Annotated in this window: 21 protein-coding genes, 2 tRNA genes and 2 pseudogenes; 13 read left to right on the top strand and 12 right to left on the bottom strand. The window is 61.8% G+C overall.

Annotation, left to right across the window (positions count from 1 at the left end):
* The first annotated feature begins 11 nt into the window (after positions 1 to 11).
* Positions 12 to 84, top strand: a tRNA-Asn gene (locus NLK60_RS09435).
* A 178-nt stretch (positions 85 to 262) separates the two neighbouring features.
* Here NLK60_RS09435 and NLK60_RS09430 read toward each other — a convergent pair.
* The gene (locus tag NLK60_RS09430) at positions 263 to 685 is read right to left on the bottom strand and encodes a CopG family ribbon-helix-helix protein (protein WP_254807547.1); all 423 of its coding nucleotides are present in this window, start codon (positions 683 to 685) and stop codon (positions 263 to 265) included.
* Between the two features lie 91 nt (positions 686 to 776).
* On the opposite strand from NLK60_RS09430, the gene NLK60_RS09425 reads away from it, so the two are divergent.
* The 7 genes and pseudogenes from NLK60_RS09425 to NLK60_RS09400 all read left to right on the top strand — a co-directional run bounded on the left by NLK60_RS09425 (position 777) and on the right by NLK60_RS09400 (position 5,852).
* Positions 777 to 2,027 carry a GTP-binding protein gene (locus NLK60_RS09425; RefSeq protein WP_254807546.1) on the top strand — a complete coding sequence of 417 codons (1,251 nt, stop codon included), beginning with the start codon at positions 777 to 779 and terminating at the stop codon, positions 2,025 to 2,027.
* Positions 2,028 to 3,335: a CobW family GTP-binding protein gene (locus NLK60_RS09420; RefSeq protein WP_254807545.1), complete on the top strand. Its 1,308-nt coding sequence runs from the start codon at positions 2,028 to 2,030 to the stop codon at positions 3,333 to 3,335. It abuts the gene before it with no gap.
* A gap of 48 nt (positions 3,336 to 3,383) precedes the next feature.
* Entirely contained in the window at positions 3,384 to 3,974 is a 591-nt protein-coding gene (locus NLK60_RS09415) for a MogA/MoaB family molybdenum cofactor biosynthesis protein (RefSeq protein ID WP_254807544.1), read from the top strand.
* Positions 3,971 to 4,624 (top strand): annotated as a pseudogene (locus NLK60_RS09410) (cobalt-factor II C(20)-methyltransferase); the annotation flags it as partial. The gene NLK60_RS09415 and the pseudogene NLK60_RS09410, both read left to right, overlap by 4 nt.
* Before the next feature lie 73 nt (positions 4,625 to 4,697).
* Positions 4,698 to 4,805: transfer RNA gene (locus tag NLK60_RS09405), tRNA-Ile, on the top strand.
* Between the two features lie 168 nt (positions 4,806 to 4,973).
* A complete protein-coding gene (locus NLK60_RS19685) occupies positions 4,974 to 5,132 on the top strand; it encodes a DUF7563 family protein (protein ID WP_425499042.1) in 159 nt (52 codons plus the stop codon).
* A gap of 30 nt (positions 5,133 to 5,162) precedes the next feature.
* Positions 5,163 to 5,852, top strand: a complete 690-nt coding sequence (locus NLK60_RS09400) for a LiaF transmembrane domain-containing protein (protein ID WP_254807543.1) — start codon at positions 5,163 to 5,165, stop codon at positions 5,850 to 5,852.
* Between the two features lie 49 nt (positions 5,853 to 5,901).
* Here the strand turns inward: NLK60_RS09400 and NLK60_RS09395 are convergent, their stop codons facing one another.
* Positions 5,902 to 6,243, bottom strand: a complete 342-nt coding sequence (locus tag NLK60_RS09395) for a hypothetical protein (RefSeq protein WP_254807542.1) — start codon at positions 6,241 to 6,243, stop codon at positions 5,902 to 5,904.
* 193 nt (positions 6,244 to 6,436) lie between these two features.
* Between NLK60_RS09395 and NLK60_RS09390 the strand changes: the two genes are divergently transcribed.
* Complete coding sequence (locus NLK60_RS09390) at positions 6,437 to 6,994, top strand: hypothetical protein (protein ID WP_254807541.1); 558 nt, start codon at positions 6,437 to 6,439, stop codon at positions 6,992 to 6,994.
* A 112-nt stretch (positions 6,995 to 7,106) separates the two neighbouring features.
* Here NLK60_RS09390 and NLK60_RS09385 read toward each other — a convergent pair whose 3' ends face one another.
* Both NLK60_RS09385 and NLK60_RS09380 read right to left on the bottom strand, forming a co-directional pair.
* A complete protein-coding gene (locus NLK60_RS09385; RefSeq protein ID WP_254807540.1) occupies positions 7,107 to 7,874 on the bottom strand; it encodes a universal stress protein in 768 nt (255 codons plus the stop codon).
* Positions 7,867 to 9,267 carry an APC family permease gene (locus tag NLK60_RS09380; protein WP_254807539.1) on the bottom strand — a complete coding sequence of 467 codons (1,401 nt, stop codon included), beginning with the start codon at positions 9,265 to 9,267 and terminating at the stop codon, positions 7,867 to 7,869. The genes NLK60_RS09385 and NLK60_RS09380 overlap by 8 nt, the downstream gene beginning before the upstream one ends.
* 120 nt (positions 9,268 to 9,387) lie before the next feature.
* Between NLK60_RS09380 and NLK60_RS09375 the strand changes: the two genes are divergently transcribed.
* Complete coding sequence (locus NLK60_RS09375) at positions 9,388 to 10,632, top strand: MgtC/SapB family protein (RefSeq protein WP_254807538.1); 1,245 nt, start codon at positions 9,388 to 9,390, stop codon at positions 10,630 to 10,632.
* Positions 10,633 to 10,688: 56 nt separating this feature from the next.
* Here NLK60_RS09375 and priL read toward each other — a convergent pair whose 3' ends face one another.
* On the bottom strand, positions 10,689 to 11,783 hold the full coding sequence (priL, locus tag NLK60_RS09370) for a DNA primase regulatory subunit PriL (RefSeq protein WP_254807537.1): 1,095 nt from the start codon (positions 11,781 to 11,783) through the stop codon (positions 10,689 to 10,691).
* A 95-nt stretch (positions 11,784 to 11,878) separates the two neighbouring features.
* Between priL and NLK60_RS09365 the strand changes: the two genes are divergently transcribed.
* Positions 11,879 to 12,748 carry an alpha/beta fold hydrolase gene (locus tag NLK60_RS09365; protein ID WP_254807536.1) on the top strand — a complete coding sequence of 290 codons (870 nt, stop codon included), beginning with the start codon at positions 11,879 to 11,881 and terminating at the stop codon, positions 12,746 to 12,748.
* A 57-nt stretch (positions 12,749 to 12,805) separates the two neighbouring features.
* Here the strand turns inward: NLK60_RS09365 and NLK60_RS09360 are convergent, their stop codons facing one another.
* Complete coding sequence (locus tag NLK60_RS09360; protein ID WP_254807535.1) at positions 12,806 to 13,138, bottom strand: HalOD1 output domain-containing protein; 333 nt, start codon at positions 13,136 to 13,138, stop codon at positions 12,806 to 12,808.
* Positions 13,139 to 13,277: 139 nt separating this feature from the next.
* On the opposite strand from NLK60_RS09360, the gene NLK60_RS09355 reads away from it, so the two are divergent.
* Complete coding sequence (locus NLK60_RS09355; protein ID WP_254807534.1) at positions 13,278 to 13,460, top strand: hypothetical protein; 183 nt, start codon at positions 13,278 to 13,280, stop codon at positions 13,458 to 13,460.
* Between the two features lie 141 nt (positions 13,461 to 13,601).
* Here the strand turns inward: NLK60_RS09355 and glmM are convergent, their stop codons facing one another.
* Both glmM and lrp read right to left on the bottom strand, forming a co-directional pair.
* The gene (glmM, locus tag NLK60_RS09350; protein WP_254807533.1) at positions 13,602 to 14,939 is read right to left on the bottom strand and encodes a phosphoglucosamine mutase; all 1,338 of its coding nucleotides are present in this window, start codon (positions 14,937 to 14,939) and stop codon (positions 13,602 to 13,604) included.
* A 393-nt stretch (positions 14,940 to 15,332) separates the two neighbouring features.
* Positions 15,333 to 15,791, bottom strand: coding sequence for an HTH-type transcriptional regulator Lrp (gene lrp / locus NLK60_RS09345; protein ID WP_254807532.1), 459 nt, complete (start codon positions 15,789 to 15,791; stop codon positions 15,333 to 15,335).
* A gap of 125 nt (positions 15,792 to 15,916) precedes the next feature.
* Here lrp and glnA point away from each other — a divergent pair, with 125 nt between their 5' ends.
* Positions 15,917 to 17,272: a type I glutamate--ammonia ligase gene (gene glnA / locus NLK60_RS09340; RefSeq protein ID WP_254810455.1), complete on the top strand. Its 1,356-nt coding sequence runs from the start codon at positions 15,917 to 15,919 to the stop codon at positions 17,270 to 17,272.
* 206 nt (positions 17,273 to 17,478) lie between these two features.
* Here the strand turns inward: glnA and NLK60_RS09335 are convergent.
* From NLK60_RS09335 to NLK60_RS09320, 4 genes and pseudogenes are all read right to left on the bottom strand, one after another.
* Positions 17,479 to 17,970, bottom strand: a pseudogene (locus NLK60_RS09335) (hypothetical protein); the annotation flags it as partial.
* 111 nt (positions 17,971 to 18,081) lie between these two features.
* Positions 18,082 to 18,321, bottom strand: a complete 240-nt coding sequence (locus NLK60_RS09330) for a hypothetical protein (protein ID WP_254807531.1) — start codon at positions 18,319 to 18,321, stop codon at positions 18,082 to 18,084.
* Between the two features lie 209 nt (positions 18,322 to 18,530).
* Positions 18,531 to 18,950, bottom strand: a complete 420-nt coding sequence (locus NLK60_RS09325; RefSeq protein WP_254807530.1) for an HIT family protein — start codon at positions 18,948 to 18,950, stop codon at positions 18,531 to 18,533.
* Between the two features lie 32 nt (positions 18,951 to 18,982).
* Positions 18,983 to 20,023, bottom strand: a complete 1,041-nt coding sequence (locus NLK60_RS09320) for a lysylphosphatidylglycerol synthase transmembrane domain-containing protein (protein WP_254807529.1) — start codon at positions 20,021 to 20,023, stop codon at positions 18,983 to 18,985.
* Positions 20,024 to 20,237 lie beyond the last annotated feature (214 nt).

Raw genomic sequence — 20,237 nt, 5'->3', positions numbered from 1 at the left:
CGAGGAGATGAGCCGAAGTAGCTCAGTTGGTAGAGCACCTCGCTGTTAACGAGGCGGTCCCAGGTTCGAGTCCTGGCTTCGGCGCCTTTCTCGTATCGTTGCCCACGAAGCGATGGCTCCGCCAGCGAGTGTGAACTCGAGCCGGGAGCCTTCGATATATTCGTCTGTTACCGGTGGCGCTCCACTCGTTACCGGAGGTACATCCGCCCTCGCCGATGAAACTGCCCGCATTCAGCGACACACGGCAGCCGAAAAAGCGCCGTCACTGGAAACCGATGGCTGTCTCCTCTTCGAGTTCGAGAACGGAGTAGTCGACTGTTTCGACACCGCTGTAGCCTCGCGCTTCGTTGACGAACCGTGCGATGTTCTCGAGGTTCGTTTCGAGGACGAACAGTTCGAGGCAGTAGGTGCCGACGTGACTGTGGGTGTTCGACGCAATCGCGGCTTCGTACTCGTGTCGGAGTCCAGTGACTTCGTGCTCGACGGACTGGCACCCAAACTCGTACAGGATCGTGATGACGGCGGCGAGCGGTTCAGAAGTAGGGTGGTCGTCTTCGAACTCTTCGAGCAATGAGCGTGCTCCTTCTCGGACGACTTCGCTCCGGCCGGTGTACTCGTGGCGGTCGGCGAACGTATCGAGTTGCTCGAGCAACTCGTCGGGCATGGAGATGCTGACGACGGGCATACGGTCGGACTCAGTAGTGGTGGGGTAATAGTTGTTACTTTCAACTTTAGAAGAAACAAGGATTAATAACTCTTGCAGTAAACATCATAATATGGTTGCAAGTGACAATCGTATTCCGGTCACCGTGCTCAGTGGCAGTCTCGGAGCGGGAAAGACGACGACGTTGAACCACGTGCTGACCGCTGACCACGGGTACGAGGTGGCGGTCGTGGTCAACGACATGGGTTCGATAAACATCGATGCCGAAGCCGTCACCCAACAAACGGACCTTGGGGGTGACGAAGAGATTATCGAACTCTCGAACGGGTGTATCTGCTGCCGTCTCCGTGGAGATATGCTCGAGGAGGTCGGTCGACTGGCGGAACAACGCGATTTCGATTACTTGCTCGTGGAATCGTCGGGTATCTCCGAGCCGATTCCGGTCGCTCAGACGTTCGCCCTCGGATTCGAAGACGCGGCGTTCGACCCGACTGACACCTACCGTCTCGATACCATGGTCACCGTCGTGAACGCCCACGCGTTCTGGGAGTCGTTCGACTCGGGTGCGTCGCTGACGAGCGACGAACTCGCGCCCGAAGCCGGCCGTATCCCCGAGGAGGTGTTGCTCGATCAGATCGAGTTCTGTGACGTTCTTTTGCTCAACAAGTGTGACCTGGTTCCCGACGACGCGCTCGAGGAGATCGAAGCGGTCCTCTCGAAACTCCAACCCCGGGCGGAACTCGTTCGAACGGAGTTCGGCCGGATCGACCCCGGGAAGATACTCGGGACCGATCGGTTCGACTTCGAGGCCGCACAGAGCGGTGCCGGCTGGAAACACGAACTCCACCACGACCATCACCACGACCCACAGGAAGAACACGACGTGACGTCGTTCGTCTACGAGCGAAAACGCCCGTTCCATCCGGAGCGAATCGCCAGCGCCCTCACCCAACTGCCCGACGAACTCGTCCGCGTGAAGGGCTACTTCTGGAGCGCCGGGCGAGAGGACGTCGCGATGGGGGTCGACAAGGCGGGAACGTCCGTTCGCGCGGGGCCGGCGGGCGAGTGGATCGCTACCCTCCCGAAAGCAAAACGGGAGCAGTTCTTTGCCGCGCGTCCTGGGATCGAATCGGACTGGGACGAAACGTGGGGTGATCGGATGACTCGTCTGGTCTTTATCGGGCGAGCGTTCGACGACGACACCTTCGTCGACGATCTCGATGCGTGTTTACTCACCGACAGAGAGATGGACGAAGCCTGGTCGACGTATCCGGACCCCTTCGAACCACCTGAACCCGCTGGCGAATCGGATGCCGACTCCGAACCGGAAAACAAACGTGAGTTCGGCGTCGCTACCGACTAGATGGCAGTTCCAGTCACGATCCTCTGTGGCGCACTCGGTGCGGGTAAGACGACCCTCCTCTCGACGGTTCTCGAGCGCGCGAGCGACCGCGAAATCGCCGTCGTCGTCAACGACGTCGGCTCGGTCAACGTCGACGCGGACCTCGTGGAGGCACACACCGACCTCGAAACCGGCGAGGAGGTACTGGCGCTCGAGAACGGCTGTATCTGTTGTAGCCTCGGTGGCGAACTCTCCCGGTCGGTGGTCAGGCTCTGGAAGCGCTACGATTTCGAGTACCTGATCGTCGAGGCCTCTGGCGTGGGCGAACCCGAACCCATCGCTCACCAGTTCGTCCGGGGCCCTCCTGGCGGCATCTACGACCTGGACGCCATCGTCACCGTCGTCAACGCTCGCCAGTTCCACGACACGTTCGTCGACGGCGACGACCTCGAACCAACACAGCAAGGTCCCGACGAAGATGGTACGCGGCCGTTTGCTGACCTCCTCCTCGAGCAAGTCGAGTTCTGTGACCTGCTGGTACTCAACAAGTGCGACCTCGTGGACGGGGCCGAACGCGATGCCGTCGTCGCCCTCCTCGAGACACTTCAGCCGAACGCCCCTGTCGTCACCACCGAGTACGGCGACCTCGAGCCCGATGCCGTGCTCGAGACGGGACTGTTCGACTTCTCGGCGGCGAGGGCGGCTGCTGGCTGGAAGCAAGCGATCGAATCGACGGCCGCTGACGGCCACGAACACACAAAGAGTGGTGACGAGCACGAGGGCCATGCACACGGGCATGAACAGGACGACCACGATGACCACGACCACGATGACCACGACCACGATCACACACACCCACCCGAACGCTACGGCATCACGGTCGAAACGTTCCACCGCGTCCGTCCGTTCCATCCCGAACGATTTCTCGCGTTTCTCGAGAACCCGCCCGCGGGACTCGTTCGGGCGAAAGGGCTCACCTGGATCGCCGGGCGGGAACGAGCGGCGATCACGACGAGTCTGGCCGGCACGGAGACCAGCCTCGAGGTCACTGGCCGCTGGATAGCGAGCTTTTCCGAACGCCAGCAAGAGACTTACCGCGCCGGGCAACCCGATCTCGCCTGGGACGAGCAGTGGGGTGACCGCGAGAGCCGACTCGCACTTATCGGCCACGACCTCGATCTCGAGGCCGTGATCGAACGCCTCGAGGAGTGCCTGCTCACTGACGCGGAGATGGACGACGACTGGTCGACGTTCGATAATCCGGCTCCAACCGCCATGAACGAACGACGCATCGTCTCGAGTCGGGACGACGGCGAGACGAACCGGTAGCCGAGCGTTCCACCAATCACTATAGGCCCCCGAACCCAGAGAGTATCTATGACAAAATCAACCGACCGACGCAGTACCGACGAGCATGGCCACGATATCATCGACCCATTGCACGTCGCTATCGTAACCGTCTCGACCTCGCGGGCGACGGCCGAGGGCGAGCCCGAAGACCCTGGCGGTGACACCATCGCCGAGTGCTTCGAGGCCGACGGGCACGAAATACGGGCTCGAGAACTGGTCCGGGACGACTACGCGACGATTCGAACCGCCGTTCGAAGCCTCGTCGTCCAGCCCGATATCGACGTGGTGCTCACGACCGGCGGGACGGGCGTCACCGCCGACGACGTCTCGCCGGAGGCGACCCGCGCGCTGTTCGAACGCGAACTCCCCGGATTCGGCGAACTCTTTCGCTCGCTCTCGTGGGACGAAGTCGGTACGCGGGCGATGGCCTCCCGGGCAACCGCGGGCATCGCCGCGGATACCCCCGTATTCTGTCTCCCCGGGAGCACCAACGCCTGTCGCACTGCTTGCGAGAAACTGATCGTCCCCGAAGCCCCGCACCTGGCAGGCCTGGCGACCAAACACCGGGTCGGGACCGACACCCAGACGCTCGCTGACTTCGAGCCCGACGACCAATGACGCTGTACGGCATCGGGCTGGGGCCCGGCCAGGCCGACCTCGTGACCGTCCGCGGGAAGCGATTGCTCGAGACCGTCGACGTCGTCTACTCGCCCGGCCGACTCTCCCGGTCGGTCGCCCGCGAATACGTCGACGACGAGCGCATCGGCGACCTCGAGTTTCCGATGACTCGAGACCCCGAGACCCTCCGGACGGCCTGGCGCGAGGCCGCCGACGTCGTCGCCCCACAGGCGCAGACGGGTGACGTAGCGTTCGTCACGCTCGGCGATCCGAACGTTTACTCCACCTTTGGTCACCTCCGACGGACCCTCGAGCGCGACCATCCCGAGGTCGACCTCGAGGTCGTTCCCGGCGTGAGCTCCGTCACCGCGTTCGCGACGGCCCTGGGAATCGAAATCGAAGCCGGAAGCGAACTCGCGTTGGCCGAAGCGGCCGACGGTGCGGCCCCAACGGTTGCCGACCGCCAGATTCTGTTCAAGGTTACTGATGCACCCGAAACCGCGCGGGGACTCGAGGCGGCCGGGTACGACGTCGTGTTTGGTCGCCGGCTGTTCATGGAGCAGGGGGAGACGGTCGTCACAGACGACCCGAGCGAGCTAGCTGACCGCGATTATTACACCCTCGCGTACGCCGAACACCGCGAGTGTGATCGGTCGGGGATGCTCGGAGATCCGAAAACAGACAGCAAGCGTTAATTACTCCGCCCGATTTTATTTCGCGTACGGGCCCTTAGCTCAGTCTGGTTAGAGCGCTCGGCTCATATCACCGTCTGCTCGATGTGAGATGGTGGGGGATACCGAGTGGTCGTTGGTTCAAATCCGGCAGGGCCCATCCGCAAAAAACCTGTAGTGTGGCCGATATCGAATCGGCTGTTTTTGACGGATTCACCAACCCAGAGATAGCGAATTCTATTGTAACTCGAGCGGAGTCTGAACCGGAGCCGAACCAGTCACTGTTTGGGGGTCGTCGCTGTCGTGCGAAATTCGTAGCCGAAATGGGGTGGTCTGCGTGGCGGTAAGTCACGGTGGCCTCGAGGCGAACTCGACGTGTCTTCACTGTGGAGCCCACGTTAGCGAGCAGTTCGCTCGAGTGTTCACCCGTAGGGGGCGTCGGGATCATGGCGTTTTGATTCTCCGGTGGCGGGAACGGACTGAATAGTATTTCTCCGTTCGTATCGTATACTCTCTCATGTCTACGATATCCTCACGTCGGCTCCCAACCAGCCAGTTTATCCTCGGTGTTATCGTTGTACTGGTCGGAATATTGCTCCTGTTGCAGTCGACTGGCGTCTTCCCGACGCGGAACGTATTGCTGTACGTTCCGCTGCTGTTCGTCGCCGTTGGCGTCTGGGCACTCGTCCAGAGTCGCTTCCGGAACGTCGTCGGCCCCGTCGTGTTGATCGGTATCGCCGGTGCGGCACAGGTGATCGCGCTCGGTTACGCCACCGTCGAACAGGTCGTCGTCTACTGGCCAGTCCTCGTCATCGCGTTTGGGCTCTCGATCGTGCTCGGCCAGTACCGATCGCGAGTCCACCAGACTGACGACGTCTTCACGTCCGCGTTCGCCGCGTTCGGCAGCAACGAAAAACGAAACAGTTCGAAGGCCTTCACTGGGGCAGAACTGACCGCTGTCTTCGGAGGGACTGAACTCGACCTTCGGGATGCCGAAATCGTGGACCGTCCGGCACGGATCAATGCCGTCGCCATGTTCGGTGGTGTGGACATTATCGTTCCCCGCGAGTGGAAGGTCCAGATGGACGTCTTACCCGTGTTAGGTGGGGCCTCTGACGACCGTCCTCGCCGTGACGGTGAACACGAGGAAGTCGATCTCGTCGTGACCGGCTTTGCCGCTTTCGGCGGCGTCTCGGTGACCGACTAATACCGACTGTTGTCGTCTCGTACCGTTCAACGAGAAATCGGAGCCCGGTTCACGTCGTCGATTCACTCCTGGTCAATCGTCTCAGGACGACGTACAGGACGACGAACAGCACGAGAAAAACGGTTCCTCCCTGCAACAACATGGTGAGCCGGTCTTTCTCCTCCTCGGCCACCGAGTCGTCTGTATCCGCCTCCTCGAGTGGCTCTTCCGCCCTGTCTGGGTCTGTTTCAGGCGTTCGTGGGTCTGTCTCGAGCGTTTCGCCGGTCGTTTCTTCGACAGCCTCGAGAATCGAATCACGGAGTGGTGACCCCATGCCGACTTTCACCGCTTCCGTGGCGAACCACTGAACGAGGTCGTTTTCCAGGTCGAGTGTTTCGATTGCGGATGCCATCGTTATCGGTCTCCGCATAGCGTGTAATTTTGTGACATGGTGCTGTGGCGTTTGACGATACCACGTGCTGACAAATAATTGGTGAACATTGTGCTGTCAACATTCTTCGGTCCCAATCGCTCGTCCCACACATATCCCTTGCAGAAGACGCCCCACAGATCTTTCCCTCGAGTCGATGTAGTCCGGCGACACCATGACGACAGCGACTGACAGCGTGGCGGCGTATGGCTACGGTGGTCGGTTCTACTGGCTGGTCGGCGGCGCGGGCGGCGGGATATTCAGCACGGCACTGTTTGGCGGGCTGTTGTGGCTGATCGACCCGACGATCATTACCGAGACGATACCGGCCATCTACGGCCTCGAGCCGGGAACAGTCGGATGGGGGTTCCACCTGCTGCACGGCCTCGTACTCGGCATCGGGTTCGGCCTTCTCATCAGCCGGCCGGTCGTGTTGGGGACGATCACCGCGGCCGTCGAGACGGATGCGCTGGCGGCACTGGGACCTGGCGCTCGGATCACGATGGCGGGCGTCGTCTACGGCCTCGCAATCTGGGCACTGCTGCCAGTGATCGCCCAGACGTTCTGGATTACCGTCACTGGGATGTCCGACACGACCTTCCCGACGGTCGCGTTCGAGAGTCTGATCGGGCACCTGCTGTGGGGGCTCGTCCTCGGGGCAGTATTTTCACTGTTCGTCGAGGTAACGCCGGAGGCTCGAGACGCGACGGCCCCGTTCGATGAAGCGGAATAGTGGCCAGGAATGGAGAGTGTCGAGACGCCGAGTGGCGAGTCTCTCGAGTGATGTCGACCAGCGTCGCCGAAAACGTTCCTCGGGTTCGGTTTTTCAGTACCCGGTCACGTCGTTACTGACCGTCGACTCCGCTACTCGAGGCGTTCTCACCGTTCGACTCGAGATACCGGCGTCTGACGACCAGTACGGGACAGACGGCCTGCTCGGCGACGATCTCGGAGGTTTCACCGAAGATCAGTTCGCGAACGGAGGGTCGGTCCTCGCCGAGGACGACGAGGTCGTGGTCGTCGGCTGCCTCGAGGATCACCTCGAGCGGGTCGTCGTCGACGACGACCGATTGCGTGACGCGGGACCGGTGGACGCCCGTCTCTTCGAGGGTTGCTGTGGCTTCCTCGAGCAGGCTCTCGCCGACGGCCCGTCCGTCGTCGTCGTCGCTGGCAACGTGTAAGAGGGTTATTGCAATATCCGTGCCAGCGGCGACGGACCCCACGAGTCTGGCGATGTGTTCGACGTTGACGTCGCCACGAATCGGGACGAGGACGTCATCGAGAATTGGCGCGGGGTTCAACAACAGGACCGAATCGCAGGCGTGTTCGACGGCGAGGCGCTCGAACGTTTTCATGGCGTCGTGGGTGAACACCAGCCGTTTCGTGACGTCGCCACCGGCGTTTTCGAACGCGGTGACGAGGGCGTCGAGTTCGTCCTGTGCTTTGTCTTCGAACTGATTTCGTGCCTGACTCGGTGCCGTCTGGTCGGGAAGTTCGTGGTAGCCAAGCAGGACTACCGGGACGGAACTGAACGTTTCGACTATCGTTTCGGGCACCATCTGGCCGCGAAGTATCTCGACCGGCACCAGCACCCGGTGTGGAGCGTTAGACATCGGTGACCCCTCCTCGTAGCGATACGTCTCGAGCGTAATAGAGGTACCACACGGCGGCCCCGATCATGACCACGATGCCGATTGCCTGGGAGAGCCTGTCCATGAACGCGATGAGCCCGAAACTCGAGAGCGCACCGATCACGGGCACGAACGGATACCCAGGCGTCACGAACGTTGGGTCGTACCAGTCAGGATCCTCGCGTCGAATCACGAGCAAGGCGACACAGATCAGACCGTACATCACCAGATGCAGGAAGGAAGCGACCTCTGCCAGCAGTTCGGTCTGGCCGGTAGCGACCAGCACGATGACGGGGCCGCCAACGAGCGCTAGCGCGATGTGTGGCGTGCCGTATTTGAGGTTGACGCGACTCGCCTGTGGCGGAACGAGGGCATCCCGACTCGTCGCGTACAGGGCTCGCGAGGCCGACAGAATCGAGGCGTTCGCACTCGAGACGGTGGCGAGCAAGCCCGCGATGAGAATGGCGACGGCACCGGGTAGACCGAAGAACTCGCGAGTGACTTCGACGATGGCGGTTTCGCCGGCCCGCTCGAGCTCGCCGGTCCCGAGGGCGCTGGTGGCGACGAAGATGGTGAGTACGTAAAAGACGCCGACGATGACCACGGAACCGACCATCGCGAGCGGGAGGTTACGTCCGGGATCTTTGATTTCGCCGGCGACGGTGGCGACCTGCGCGAAGCCGAGGTACGACGTGAAGACGAGGGCGGCCGTCGTCAACACCGGAAAGTACCCATCGGGCGCGAACGCTTCGGGGACCGTCTCTCGGCCGAAGACGCCGACGCTGTCAAGGATGCCATACAGGAGGAAAATCGAGAGGATGACGAGCAACAACGAGACGATGGCGTTCTGGAGCGTAGCGGTGTTTTCGGTCCCGCCCATACTCATTGCCGTCAGACCGACCGCCCCGAGGACGCCCAGCCCGGCGACGAACAGGGCGCGGTTGCCGATGTCGATCCCCATCTCGAGGAAGACGGCAACGGCGTACTCCCCGAAGCCGACGAGGTAAAACGCCGAGGCGAAGACCAGGCCGAGCCACAGACTGATGCCGACGATGGCGCCGAAGGCGGTGCCCATACCTCGCGAGATGAAAAAGTAGCCGCCGCCGCTTCTGGGCATCGCGGTGGCGAGTTCGGCCGTCGGGATCGCGACGAGTAAGGCGATCACTGCCCCGATGGCAAACGACCCCATCGCGGCGGGGCCTGCCTCGCCGGCTGCCAGCCCTGGAAAGACGAATATCCCGGCCCCGATCATCGTTCCGATACCGATGGTGAGTCCACCGGTGAGGCCGATGGTTCGCTCTAGTTCGGTCCCCTCCTCGTGTTTCGTGGCCTCCTCGGTGACAGTCCGGTTGTCAGGTGGGGGCTCTTCACTCATACGTGACTGTTTGATGCACTGACGAAAGGGCGTTTTGCTAGCCCATCGAACAGATACCTTATACGACAGGATATCGAAAGGGAATATCCGAACGGACGTACTCGATACCGACGACAAACCATGCTCTCTGAACCCTGGATCTCCTGGCTACCGCCCGACGTCGTGAAACTGCTGGTTGCCGTTGCTCTCGGGATGTTTCTCGGCCTCGAGCGCGAGTGGTCCGAAAAGGACGCCGGCATTCGGACGTTCGCGCTCATCACGCTCGCCGGCGCGGTGTTTACGATCCTCGAGCTACCGGCACTGTTGATCATCGCTGGTGTACTCGTTCTGGCACAGGGGATTATGCTCGGTATTCGAGGTATTTTCGCCGACGAAGCGGGACTCTCGTTGACCACGTCGATCAGCATGATGGTCGCTTACGGGGTAGGGATTCTCGTCGCCTCGGGGCTGTTCATCGAGGGTGTCGTCGTCGCATTGCTTTCCTCACTGTTGTTGGTCTTGCGCCGTGAACTGCACGGATTCGCCCAGGACCTCTCGAAAGAGGAGGTTCGCAGCGCCAGCGAACTCGCCATCCTGGCGTTCGTGATCTATCCGTTGTTACCCGACGAACAGCTCGGTCCCTGGGACGCGATCAACCCGCGTGTCGTCTGGTTACTCGTCATCGCCATGAGTGCTATCGGCTTCGTGAACTACATCATCATCCAGAAGTACGGCACTCGAGGCATCGGCGTGAGTGGTTTCGTCGGCGGTCTCGTCAACTCGACGGCCGTCGTCGGCGAAATCGCCTCCCGATCGAATCGAAACGAGGCATTCGCCGGCCTCGCCGTGAGTGGTATCTTGCTCGCTGATGCCGCAATGGCGTTTCGGAACACGCTCATCATCGTGTTTTTCCTGCCGGAACTCGCGCCGGTCATCGGCACCCCGCTGCTCGCGATCACCGTCGCCGGCATCGGGCTCTCGGTGGTCATGGGAAGCTGGAGTGAGGCGTTCGACGCCGAACTGAAATCCCCGTTCAGCCTACGTAGCGCGCTCAAATTCGGCTCGCTGTTCTTGTTGGTCCTGATACTCTCCGCGGCCGCCCAGGCCACGTTCGGCTCGACCGGGTTTCTGGTGACGGCCTTTTTCAGTGGCCTGGTCTCGAGCGGCTCGGTCGCGACGACCGCTGTGGTTCTGGTCGGCTCCGGACAGCTCTCGGTGACGGAGGCAGCCGCCGGCGTCGTCGTTGCCACCTCAGCCAGTATTCTGGTCAAAATCGGACTGGCGGCGACGGTCGACCGCTCGCTCATCAAACCGGTCGGTCTCGCCAGTCTGGTGCTCATCGGCGTCGGAGCGGTCGTCACTGCGGTGACTTTTGCGTTCGTCTGACGATCGAGTCTGCAGTTTCGAACCGGAAATCGACCTCGGACAACGGTTCGACCTGATCAGGCGTCTGCTTCCTCTTCTTCGGCGTTGCCCTCCCGCCAGTCCTCGAGTTCGTCGTCGTCGGCGTCGTCGATACGGTTTTCGTAGTACGCCATTGGATGGGGAATTCGCTCACAGAGGTCGTCTTTGTTCACACAGTCCCCGTACGACTGCATCGTCGCACACGAGGGGGGCGAGTAGTCGGTTGGCGACGTATCGCCGCGGATGTGGTCGGTCTGATAGCGGGTCATTTCCTCGCCGAAACTCGAGTTAACCCGGTAGAGATCGACGATTTCGTCGGTGTCCATGCCAATGCTCGTCAGAAACGACGTGATCGCAAATCGGGAGTGGTGGGGCAAGTGCTCGCCCTTCTGGATGTCGTCGAGCAGTGCCTTCATACACGGCGGGAACAGGTCCGGGACGACGGTATCGATCTCGCGGGTGAGGTCGAGGTCGGCGAGCACCTCACGGATAGCCTGGGCTTCGGGCTCGAGGCTCTCGGCGATCGACTCGGGGACGTCGAACGGGAGGCCGTCTTCGACGCGCTCGCGAACGGCCTCGCGAACGAGCGTCAGTAGTTCGGCTTCGGAGACCGGCACCCGACCGTCGGCCAGAGCGCGGTTGACCAGCAGCCACTCGTCACCCCAGAGATCGCTCGCAAGCGGGAGATACGCGCCGACATTCACGCGATAGCCATCGGGATCGTCGACGTCGCCGATGGGATGGACGGCGTCGACGAGGTCGAACTCTGCGAGCAGGTCTTCGAGATCGACGCCGCTCGATTCGACGCTTTTGAGTTCGGTCGTATCGGTGAAGTCGGCGGTAAACCGGTCGAATGCGGCTTCGGCCTCCGCTCGGGCGTACTTCCGAACCAGGATTCGTTCGGCGACCAGCGAGACGAGCACGCGAGCGACCGGATACGAGAGCAACTCGACGCGGCTGTCACGACTGGGTTCGCCCGTTTCGCCGTCCTCGAGCGAGGAGAGCACGCGCTCTCGGGCGCGGTCGACGACCGCCTGATCTTGCTCGACGATAGTTGCCAGATCGACGGCCTCAGTCGCGACGGCTTCCCGGGCGCCTTCGAGGAACGGGTATCTGGCGTGCAGCCGCTTCATCGATCTGTATATTCTACTGGGGGTGGTTAAGTTCACGGATTGTTTCTCGGAGCGGACCGTGTCCGTTCAAGGTGATCGCGCTCGTCGGTGGGCGTATGCCACGGGTCTCGAGCGACGGTGTGTCGATCAGCTACGAACGCGACCGCGGTGATGGCCCCGCAGTCGTCCTGCTAAGCGGGCTCGGTTTTGGCCGCTGGATGTGGCGCTGGCAACGCGACGGTCTCGCCGGGTACGACGTTATCGTCCCGGACACCCGCGGCACGGGTCGCTCCGAGGCAGGGTTACCGCTATTGGTCCCTCGCCTCCCGCGTCGGCTCCGTTCGCGGCTGCTTCGCTCCCGATTTCGCTACGGCGTCGAGGGGCTGGCGGCTAACCTCGAGGCCGTCCTCGACGATGCCGGGGTCTACAACGCCCACCTCGTCGGGGCCGACCTCGGTGGGATGATCGCCTTGCAGTACGCTCTCGAGTACCGACGTGCGTCTTCGCTAACGCTCATCGGGACGAGCCACGGCGGTGTCGATGCGGTGGCGATTGACGAAGACGTTCCCGCACAGTTGCTGTCGACGACGGGTTCCCCGCGTGCGTCTACCAGAGAGCGGCTACGGCCCGTATTCAGTGACCGCTTTACCAATCGCAACCCACACCTTCTGGACCGCATCATCGAGTGGCAACGCGAGTACGGTGCGCCGGACCCGGCACTCGAGGCCCAGCTGGGTGCGCTCGAGTCCTTCGACGTTGGCGACCGCCTCGAGGAAATCCGGGTGCCGACGCTCGTCATCCACGGGTCGGACGACCGAGTGATTCCGGTGTGGAACGGGCGCCTGCTCGATATCAAGCTACCCGCGAGTCAGTACTTCGAGATCGAGGGCGGTTCACACGCCTGTGGGGTCGAACACGCCGAGCAGGTGACCGACCGGTTGCTGTCGTTTTTGCGGGAACTCGAGGCGACGCCCGCGAGTGTGTGAGCGGAAAGCGAGTGGGTGCTGAAAGCGAGTACGTGAGAGGGGACGTTGTCGTCCCGCTCACTCGAGCGGATCGGTAATCTTCGCGGGATGTTTCGGTCGGACCACGGTCACCTGGCCGTCGCCAGTTACGTGCACGCGAAAGCCCTCGAAGGTGAACTCGAATCGCTGTGGTTGGCTGTTCGACCCGTCCTCGAGAGGGCTCGAGAAGAGGGCATTGAGGGCATCAGGATCCGTAACGTCGTAGATTGGCGGGAGTTCGAAGACTGACTGACCGGTCGCTTCCGCGACCAGGTCGACGATCGTCTCGACGGGGCCGACTGCTGGGTCGAACGAGTCGGTATACCGTTTTCGTGGGGACGACGCTGTTGGCGGCTCATCGGCGGAGACCATACACGCTGGCACTCACGTCGATCCCCTATGCTCGAGGCTGGTCATGTGGACGTTTTAAATACGGCTCTCGTGTGATGGGTTCGTACGTTCACGCCAGCCGTACATAACGTTCATAGGTGTTGATGAAAAAGTCTCGAGTATGAGTTCGACACTCCAGCTCGTCGGGATGGGCGTCCTCGCGATCATCGCGCTCTGGGTTCTCCTCCAGCTCGTCGGGATCGTCTTCAGCATCGTCTCGACGATCGTCAGCTTACTCGTCAGTCTGGTCCTCCTCGCGATCATCGCTGGCCTGGTCTACTTCGCGTTTACTGCACTGACGTAGGCTCCCCCGTCAATCCGACTGCCGACCTGTCCGCTTCTCGAGACGATATTCTTCGACCCGTGTCGTGGAGGACTGTCGAGTCGCGTACCGGCGAGCGCTCGCTATGGGGTGGTGCTCGCCGGAAACGCAGCACACCAGTTCCTATCCCTCTACCGACGCCGAAATAGCATCCTCGAGAATCGCCATCGCTTCGCGCTCGAGCGCGTCGGCTCGCTCGGCCGTGCGGGCTTCGGCGGTGACGCGAACGAGCGGCTGGGTCCCACTCGCCCGGAGGAGGAACCAGCCGTCGCCGCAGTCGACGCGGACGCCGTCAAGCGTGTCCACGTCCTCGTCGTCGTAGCGCTCGGTCACGCGGTCGGTGATCGTCGCCATCACGGCCGTGTTGTCCGCGACCTCGAGTGAGTCCCGACGAATCGGATACGTGTCGACCGAGTCGACGAGTGCCGACAGCGGTCCCGCGTCGGCGACCAGTTCGACGAGTCGGCAGGCAGCTAACGGTCCGTCGGGACACAGCGTTTCTTCGGGCCAGATCCAGGCCCCGCTTGGCTCCCCACCGAAGACCACGTCCGGCTCGGTCGCTCGTTCGGCAACGTACACGTCCCCAACACGAGTCTTCGTGAGCGTGGCACCGACGTCGGCCAGGGCGTCGTCGACAGAGAGACTGGTGTCGACGGGTGCGGCGACCTGGTCGCCTTCGCCCGCTGCGTCGCGGGCGAACAGCGCCAGGAGGACGTCTTTCGGGACGAACGTGCCCGTCTCGTCGACTGCGACCATGCGATCTGCGTCCCCGTCGTGGGCGATTCCCAGGTCGGCGTCGGTGCTCCCGACCATTACCTGGAGGTCCTCGAGTGTCTCCTCGTTCGGTTCGCTCGGTCGACCGGGAAACGCACCGTCGGGGTGACCGTTGATCGTGCGGACGCGACAGCCGAGGGCGGTCAGGACGTCGGCGGTCACTCGGCCGGCTCCGTTCCCCAGGTCGACGACCACGTCCAGAGGGGTCTCGAGGCTGACGGATTCCTGGAGTGCGTCGAGGTGTAGCCGGTTTCCGTCGTTGGTCGACCGTTGTGTCCCGTGGCCGTCCCAGTCGGCCAGGGTGTAGTCCTCGCGTTCGATTCGCGAAGCGATGGTCTCGCGCTGATCGGGGCCGAAGGCCTTCCCGGATGGTGTCCAGAGCTTGATTCCGTTGTCCGTCGAGGGATTGTGTGAGGCGGTGATGACGACGCCTGCGTCGGCGTCGAACCAGCCGACGCTACGGGCGACCGTCGGCGTCGCGGCCACACCAAGATCGATCACGTCCGAGCCGCACTCGCGTGCGCCTGCCGCGAGGGTCGTCCCGAGTACCTTCCCGCTGTCTCTGACATCACGACCGAGAACGACGCGTTCGTAGCCGTCGGAGGCGAGGGCTCGGCCGACCTCGAGTGCGAGTTCGGCGGTGACTGTCGAGCCGACCGGGCCGCGGATACCGCTCGTTCCAAACATGCTCGTCACTCTGCGGGCCAGGAGTGTTAGCGCTCCGGTTGCTCTCGAATAGTGTGGCTTCGAAAGGGTGTGGCGGCGTCGGCAAAAGGAATTGTCACCCCGTGAACCGCCTCGGGGAAAGAGGTTCGAAAGGCCTCGGGCATTTCGTTATCGAGCGAAACCATCGGTTTCGCGGACATCGCGAGGCTTTGCTTCGCTCAGTCACGGACGATCGAGGATTTTCCGAACAGCCCAGAGACACTCGGCCTGCTCTTTCTGTCGAACCGTGTGTCGCTCGAGAGCCGTTCCATCGCACGCGTTCGTGCCTTCCCCGAACGACACGCTAGGTCTCTTGCACCTGGCCGAGAAATGTCGGGATCTCGAGTGGGGTGACTCGAGATAGCGTCGGGAGCGCTATTCGTCGATATCCAGTTCGAACTGTTCGTTTTCGGTGACGGCGTTGAGAACGACGCTGGTGTTCGACTCTTTGATATCGGGATCGGTGAGCAGCGCTTTGATCTGATCGTTCATGCCATCGGTGTCTCTGAACTTGCCGACGGCGATTACGTCGTAGTCGCCGGTCACTTCGTACACCGAGATCATCTGGCGGTGTTCTTTCAGCGTCTCGGTGATGTCAGGCAGTGCGTTACCCTCGACTTTGAGCTGAATAATGGCGGTTACGTCGTACTCGAGGGCGTCGTAGTCGACGATGGGTGAGTAGCCCTGGATGACTCCTTGCTCTTCGAGATCGGAGAGGTGATTCGAGATCGTCGTGACGGAGACATCGAGTTCTTCGGCGAGGCTGCGAAGACTGGCTCGGCCATCGCCGAGCAGTGCATTCACCAACTTTGCATCGAGATTTTCGTACGTCATCACGCTCACCAACACACTACACCCATTAGAACTTTACGAATATCCAATTTCGGCACGAAGAGAGAAGATTTGCTCGGAACAGCAGGATTTTAGTAGTGGAGGTCGTCGTTGAAGACGACCAGAAGATGACAAGCGGAAAACTTACTGCGACAGAACAGGCCGTTCTAGACGAAATCGAAGAGAAAGGCGTCGACTTCCTTCGCCTGCAGTTTACTGATATTCTTGGCGTCGTCAAAAACGTCGCCGTCCCCGCCCGCCAGGCAGAAAAAGCGTTTACTGAGGGCATTTACTTCGACGGGTCGTCCATAGAAGGCTTCGTCCGTATCCAGGAATCGGACATGCGCCTCAAGCCCGACCCGGAAACGTTCGCTGTCTTGCCATGGCGCGACACCGAAGAGAGTGCCGCCGCCCGGATGATCTGTGACGTGATCAACACCTCGACGGGCGAACCGTTCGAGGGCGATCCACGCTACGTCCTCAAACAGGCGATCGAGCGTGCTGAGGAGATGGGGTATTCGATCAACGCTGCCCCTGAACCGGAGTTCTTCATGTTCGAGGAGGACGAGGATGGTCGTGCGACGACGAAAACCGCCGACGTCGGCGGTTACTTCGACCTCGCACCCAAGGACCTCGCGAGCGACGTCCGTCGCGACATCATCTACGGCCTCGAGGCGATGGGCTTCGAGATCGAAGCCAGCCACCACGAAGTTGCCGAGGGCCAGTACGAGATCAACTTCGAGTACGACGACGCGCTCACGACGGCCGACAACGTCGGGACGTTCCGCACGGTCGTCCGCGCCATCGCGGCCGAACACGACCTGCACGCGACGTTCATGCCGAAGCCGATCCCGCGCATCAACGGGTCGGGAATGCACACGCACCTCTCGCTGATGACCGAAGACGGCACGAACGCGTTCCACGACGGTGACGACGAGTTCGACCTCTCGGACACCGCCAAGTCGTTCCTCGCCGGGATCCTCGAGCACGCGCCCGCGATCACGGCCGTTTCGAACCCGACTGTCAACAGTTACAAACGCCTGGTGCCCGGCTACGAGGCGCCCGTCTACGTGGCGTGGTCCGACCGCAACCGCTCGGCACTGATCCGCAAACCGGCAGCACGCGTCCCCGCGGCCTCGCGTATCGAGGCGCGGTTCCCCGATCCATCGTGTAACCCGTACCTGGCGTTTGCCGCCCTCATTCACGCCGGACTGGAGGGTATCGAGAACGATCTCGAGTGCCCCGATCCGATCCGAGAGAACATCTACGAGTTCGACGAGGCAAAACGCGAGGAGTACGGTATCGAAACGCTACCGACGAACCTTGGCGAAGCCGTCGACGCCCTCGAGGAAGACGAGGTTATTTTCAACGCACTCGGTGACCACGTTGGGCCGAAGTTCGTCGAAGCCAAAAAACAGGAGTTCGGCGACTACCTAGTCGACGTCTCCCAGTGGGAACTCGACGAGTACCTCGAGACGTTCTAGTCCCCTCCCAAACGTCGACGGATGCGTGAAACCATCGGTTTCACGCATTCGTTCAGGGTTGGGAAGCCACTAGGGCGTAGCTGAGGGGACAAAAACGGGTCCCCGGCCGCTGTAATCTTTTATTCGAGTGTCCGAACGACGGTACTCGAGGTTCGACTCTCCGTTGGCAATCGAACGAGCGGTTCTGTCGGCTCGACGTTTTACAATCAGGTTCGCCACTCGCCGACGCGGTTTCGCAGTCGACCGGGCACGTTCAGAATCGAGATGCCAGCGCCGAACAGCACCATGAGGACGTAGACGCCGAGCGTCGAGGTCCAGATAACGAGCATCGAGAGGACGGCCCAGAGCCCCTCGAGGAAGTAAAACGCGGCAATCGTCATCGCCGTGCCGTACAGCAAGACGAGGTACGGACCCCAGCCGTGTGCGTGACCGCGACGCACTCGCCAGCGGACGTAGCGTTTGAGTTCGCCCTCGAGGGACTCCTTGCGCACGGTCCGCTCTTCGACCGACGTTTCGAACTCGGCCAGTCGGTCCTCGAGCTGGCGGATCTCTTCGCGCAGGGCCGCGGGGTCGTCGGCCCGATCACGGGTTCGCGCGTCGGCCCGCTCGGCTCCGTCTCGGTCATCAGTTCCCGTAACGTCCTCGGACATCGCTTCTGTCGAAACCTGTTGTGGTCCGAGACTTTGTAGCTGCCGGTCCTCGTCAACGGGCGCCGGTGGCCTCGAGTCCGCCGACAGTACGGTGTTCAGTGGGTTTCCGTGAAATACGGGCGCTGACGATCGCTTCTCACACCGTTCGTCGAACGCTGGCTACAGCCCTCGCTCGTATAGTGGGACGAGTGCCGTCCAGAAGACGACGAAAACGCCGCCACCGGCGATGACGGCCAGCCAGAGCCAGTCGTCACCGGGCGAACCGGTGGGTGCTCCACTCGAGATGGCGACAAACGTTCCAATCGCCAATACAAAACAGCCCAGAAAGCTGGCGAGTTCGATGGTGGCGGCGACCGGATGGGCCCGGAAGCGTTCGGCAAATCCGGCGAGTCCAAGCATACCTCGAGGCTCACACTCGAGAGATAAAACCTTCTCGGCGGGTGTCTCGAGCCGTCGGTTGTGCGTTGGGACGCGAGTTGCCTGCATCTCGGGAACGGTCAGTTCGTCGTGTGACCGACTCGGTCGCCCCGACGTAAAACTCGCTTTCAGTACTCCGTCACGCGTCGACGTGTGGGTCGAACTCGAGAATCACTATCGGTTCGATTCACTCAGGCCCGAGACTCGATATCCTCGGCGATCGAATCGAGTTCGTCATCCGAGAGGTCGGGAAGGTCGCCTGCAATGCCGTGGACGTTACTCCCGCCGTCACCTTCGAACCGAGGCAGAATGTGACAGTGGACGTGGGGCACTTCCTGTCCGGCCGCTTCCCCGTTGTTGAACGCGACGGTGCTCGCGTCCGCGTCGACGGCTGCCTCGACGGCTGGCACGAGCTGGTGAATCGTCGCGTACAGGTCGTTCGCGACGTCTGCGGGCACGTCGTTCAATCGGGGATACTCGTCTTTCGGGATGACGAGGGTGTGCCCGGGAGCGAGCGGCGTGGCGTCGAGAAACGCCATCGTCGTCTCGTCTTCGTACACGACTCGAGCGGGAATCTCGCCTGCGGCGATCTGACTGAATATCGTCGGCATACACAAACGTGTGTGGGCTCGCCCTAAGAACGTTACTCGCTCACTGGTGGCTGTGGATCGAGGACGGTCAGTCCGAGCGAGGCCGTGCCGCCGACCGCGATGGTGAACCAGTAGGTCGCAAACCGGTACAGAATCGCAATCGCCGTTGCGGTGGCGACCGTCATGCCGACGGCACTCGGTGCAAGCAGATACACGGACGCCGCGAGTGTGGCTTCGACGCCGCCGAGCCCACCCGGTGTCGGCACGATAAAGCCGATTTTACTCAGGGCGACCACGAGCAAGGCGACGCCGAACGGAATCGGCGATCCGACGGCACTCGCCGAAGCGTACAGCGCGAGAGCGAGCCCAAGCCAGCCAAGGTGGGCAGCCACCATCGCGATCCCCATTGCGCGGCGATCTCTCGAGACGAGTTCGAGCGTGACGGCAAATCCCTCGAGGCGGTTTTCGATGTTCTCTCGCGTTAGCCGCTGGGCCAGTTTCGGCGAGACGCGAGCGACCAGTCGGCGGACACCGAGGAGTGCGGTTACGAACGCATTAGCGAGCCTCGAGCGACCCCACCATAGCAGGGCGGCCCCGACGACGACGGCACCGAGAACGGTGATCGAGGGGAGGATGTACGGTCTCGGATCGATTGGCGGTGGCAGGCGGCCGAACACGTATAATAGTCCGACGAACCCGAAGGTGTAGTACGGCATATATGTGAGTGCGTCGGCGCTCACGACGGCCGCGAGACTCTCCTCATAACTGGTGCCTGTATAGCGGTTGACGATGGCGGCGTTACCGACGCCCGAGGCGATCTGGCCGTAGGGCGTGACGTACTTGATGAACGAAGCGGTGGCGAAAATCAACCCGACCAGCCAGTAGGGCCGGCGTTTATCCACGACGATCAGGACGCGGTGCCAGACCGCACTGCGGAACACGAGTGTCCCGAGCGAGCCGAGAACGGCGACCGCGTACACTGGCAGGGACGCTCGTTCGATGGAATCCAGCACGTCTTCCCACCCGACTAACGTGATGAAGATGAGGAGCAAGAGAATCGAGAGTGCGAGCGCAATTGCGGCACGTCGTTTCACCACCGCTCACCTCGAGTGGCGGTCGCCAATCGTACTGGCCACTGCGCGAACACGTCTCGAACGTCGTCGCGGAGATCTCCAGGGAAGCGATTGGGCATTGGTCCGTTAGTTCGCAATCGGAAGCAACTCACGCAGCGATAATAATTGTTGATATGTTCGGCTCTGGCCAAAACGCTGTCGGTGGATTGATAATCTATCAGTCGACGCCCCTAAT

The sequence above is a fragment of the Natronosalvus amylolyticus genome (assembly GCF_024298845.1).
Lineage (GTDB): Archaea > Halobacteriota > Halobacteria > Halobacteriales > Natrialbaceae > Natronosalvus > Natronosalvus amylolyticus.
Note: the sequence above shows the minus strand (reverse complement) of the source record. Positions and strands in the feature narration are given on the sequence as shown.

Excerpts from the sequence above, each read along its gene's own strand:
- NLK60_RS09430 (WP_254807547.1), bottom strand. The coding sequence starts at position 685 with ATGCCCGTCGTCAGCATCTCCATGCCCGACGAGTTGCTCGAGCAACTC.
- NLK60_RS09425 (WP_254807546.1), top strand. The coding sequence starts at position 777 with ATGGTTGCAAGTGACAATCGTATTCCGGTCACCGTGCTCAGTGGCAGT.
- NLK60_RS09420 (WP_254807545.1), top strand. The coding sequence starts at position 2,028 with ATGGCAGTTCCAGTCACGATCCTCTGTGGCGCACTCGGTGCGGGTAAG.
- NLK60_RS09415 (WP_254807544.1), top strand. The coding sequence starts at position 3,384 with ATGACAAAATCAACCGACCGACGCAGTACCGACGAGCATGGCCACGAT.
- NLK60_RS09400 (WP_254807543.1), top strand. The coding sequence starts at position 5,163 with ATGTCTACGATATCCTCACGTCGGCTCCCAACCAGCCAGTTTATCCTC.
- NLK60_RS09395 (WP_254807542.1), bottom strand. The coding sequence starts at position 6,243 with ATGGCATCCGCAATCGAAACACTCGACCTGGAAAACGACCTCGTTCAG.
- NLK60_RS09390 (WP_254807541.1), top strand. The coding sequence starts at position 6,437 with ATGACGACAGCGACTGACAGCGTGGCGGCGTATGGCTACGGTGGTCGG.
- NLK60_RS09385 (WP_254807540.1), bottom strand. The coding sequence starts at position 7,874 with ATGTCTAACGCTCCACACCGGGTGCTGGTGCCGGTCGAGATACTTCGC.
- NLK60_RS09380 (WP_254807539.1), bottom strand. The coding sequence starts at position 9,267 with ATGAGTGAAGAGCCCCCACCTGACAACCGGACTGTCACCGAGGAGGCC.
- NLK60_RS09375 (WP_254807538.1), top strand. The coding sequence starts at position 9,388 with ATGCTCTCTGAACCCTGGATCTCCTGGCTACCGCCCGACGTCGTGAAA.
- priL (WP_254807537.1), bottom strand. The coding sequence starts at position 11,783 with ATGAAGCGGCTGCACGCCAGATACCCGTTCCTCGAAGGCGCCCGGGAA.
- NLK60_RS09365 (WP_254807536.1), top strand. The coding sequence starts at position 11,879 with ATGCCACGGGTCTCGAGCGACGGTGTGTCGATCAGCTACGAACGCGAC.
- NLK60_RS09360 (WP_254807535.1), bottom strand. The coding sequence starts at position 13,138 with ATGGTCTCCGCCGATGAGCCGCCAACAGCGTCGTCCCCACGAAAACGG.
- NLK60_RS09355 (WP_254807534.1), top strand. The coding sequence starts at position 13,278 with ATGAGTTCGACACTCCAGCTCGTCGGGATGGGCGTCCTCGCGATCATC.
- glmM (WP_254807533.1), bottom strand. The coding sequence starts at position 14,939 with ATGTTTGGAACGAGCGGTATCCGCGGCCCGGTCGGCTCGACAGTCACC.
- lrp (WP_254807532.1), bottom strand. The coding sequence starts at position 15,791 with ATGACGTACGAAAATCTCGATGCAAAGTTGGTGAATGCACTGCTCGGC.
- glnA (WP_254810455.1), top strand. The coding sequence starts at position 15,917 with ATGACAAGCGGAAAACTTACTGCGACAGAACAGGCCGTTCTAGACGAA.
- NLK60_RS09330 (WP_254807531.1), bottom strand. The coding sequence starts at position 18,321 with ATGCTTGGACTCGCCGGATTTGCCGAACGCTTCCGGGCCCATCCGGTC.
- NLK60_RS09325 (WP_254807530.1), bottom strand. The coding sequence starts at position 18,950 with ATGCCGACGATATTCAGTCAGATCGCCGCAGGCGAGATTCCCGCTCGA.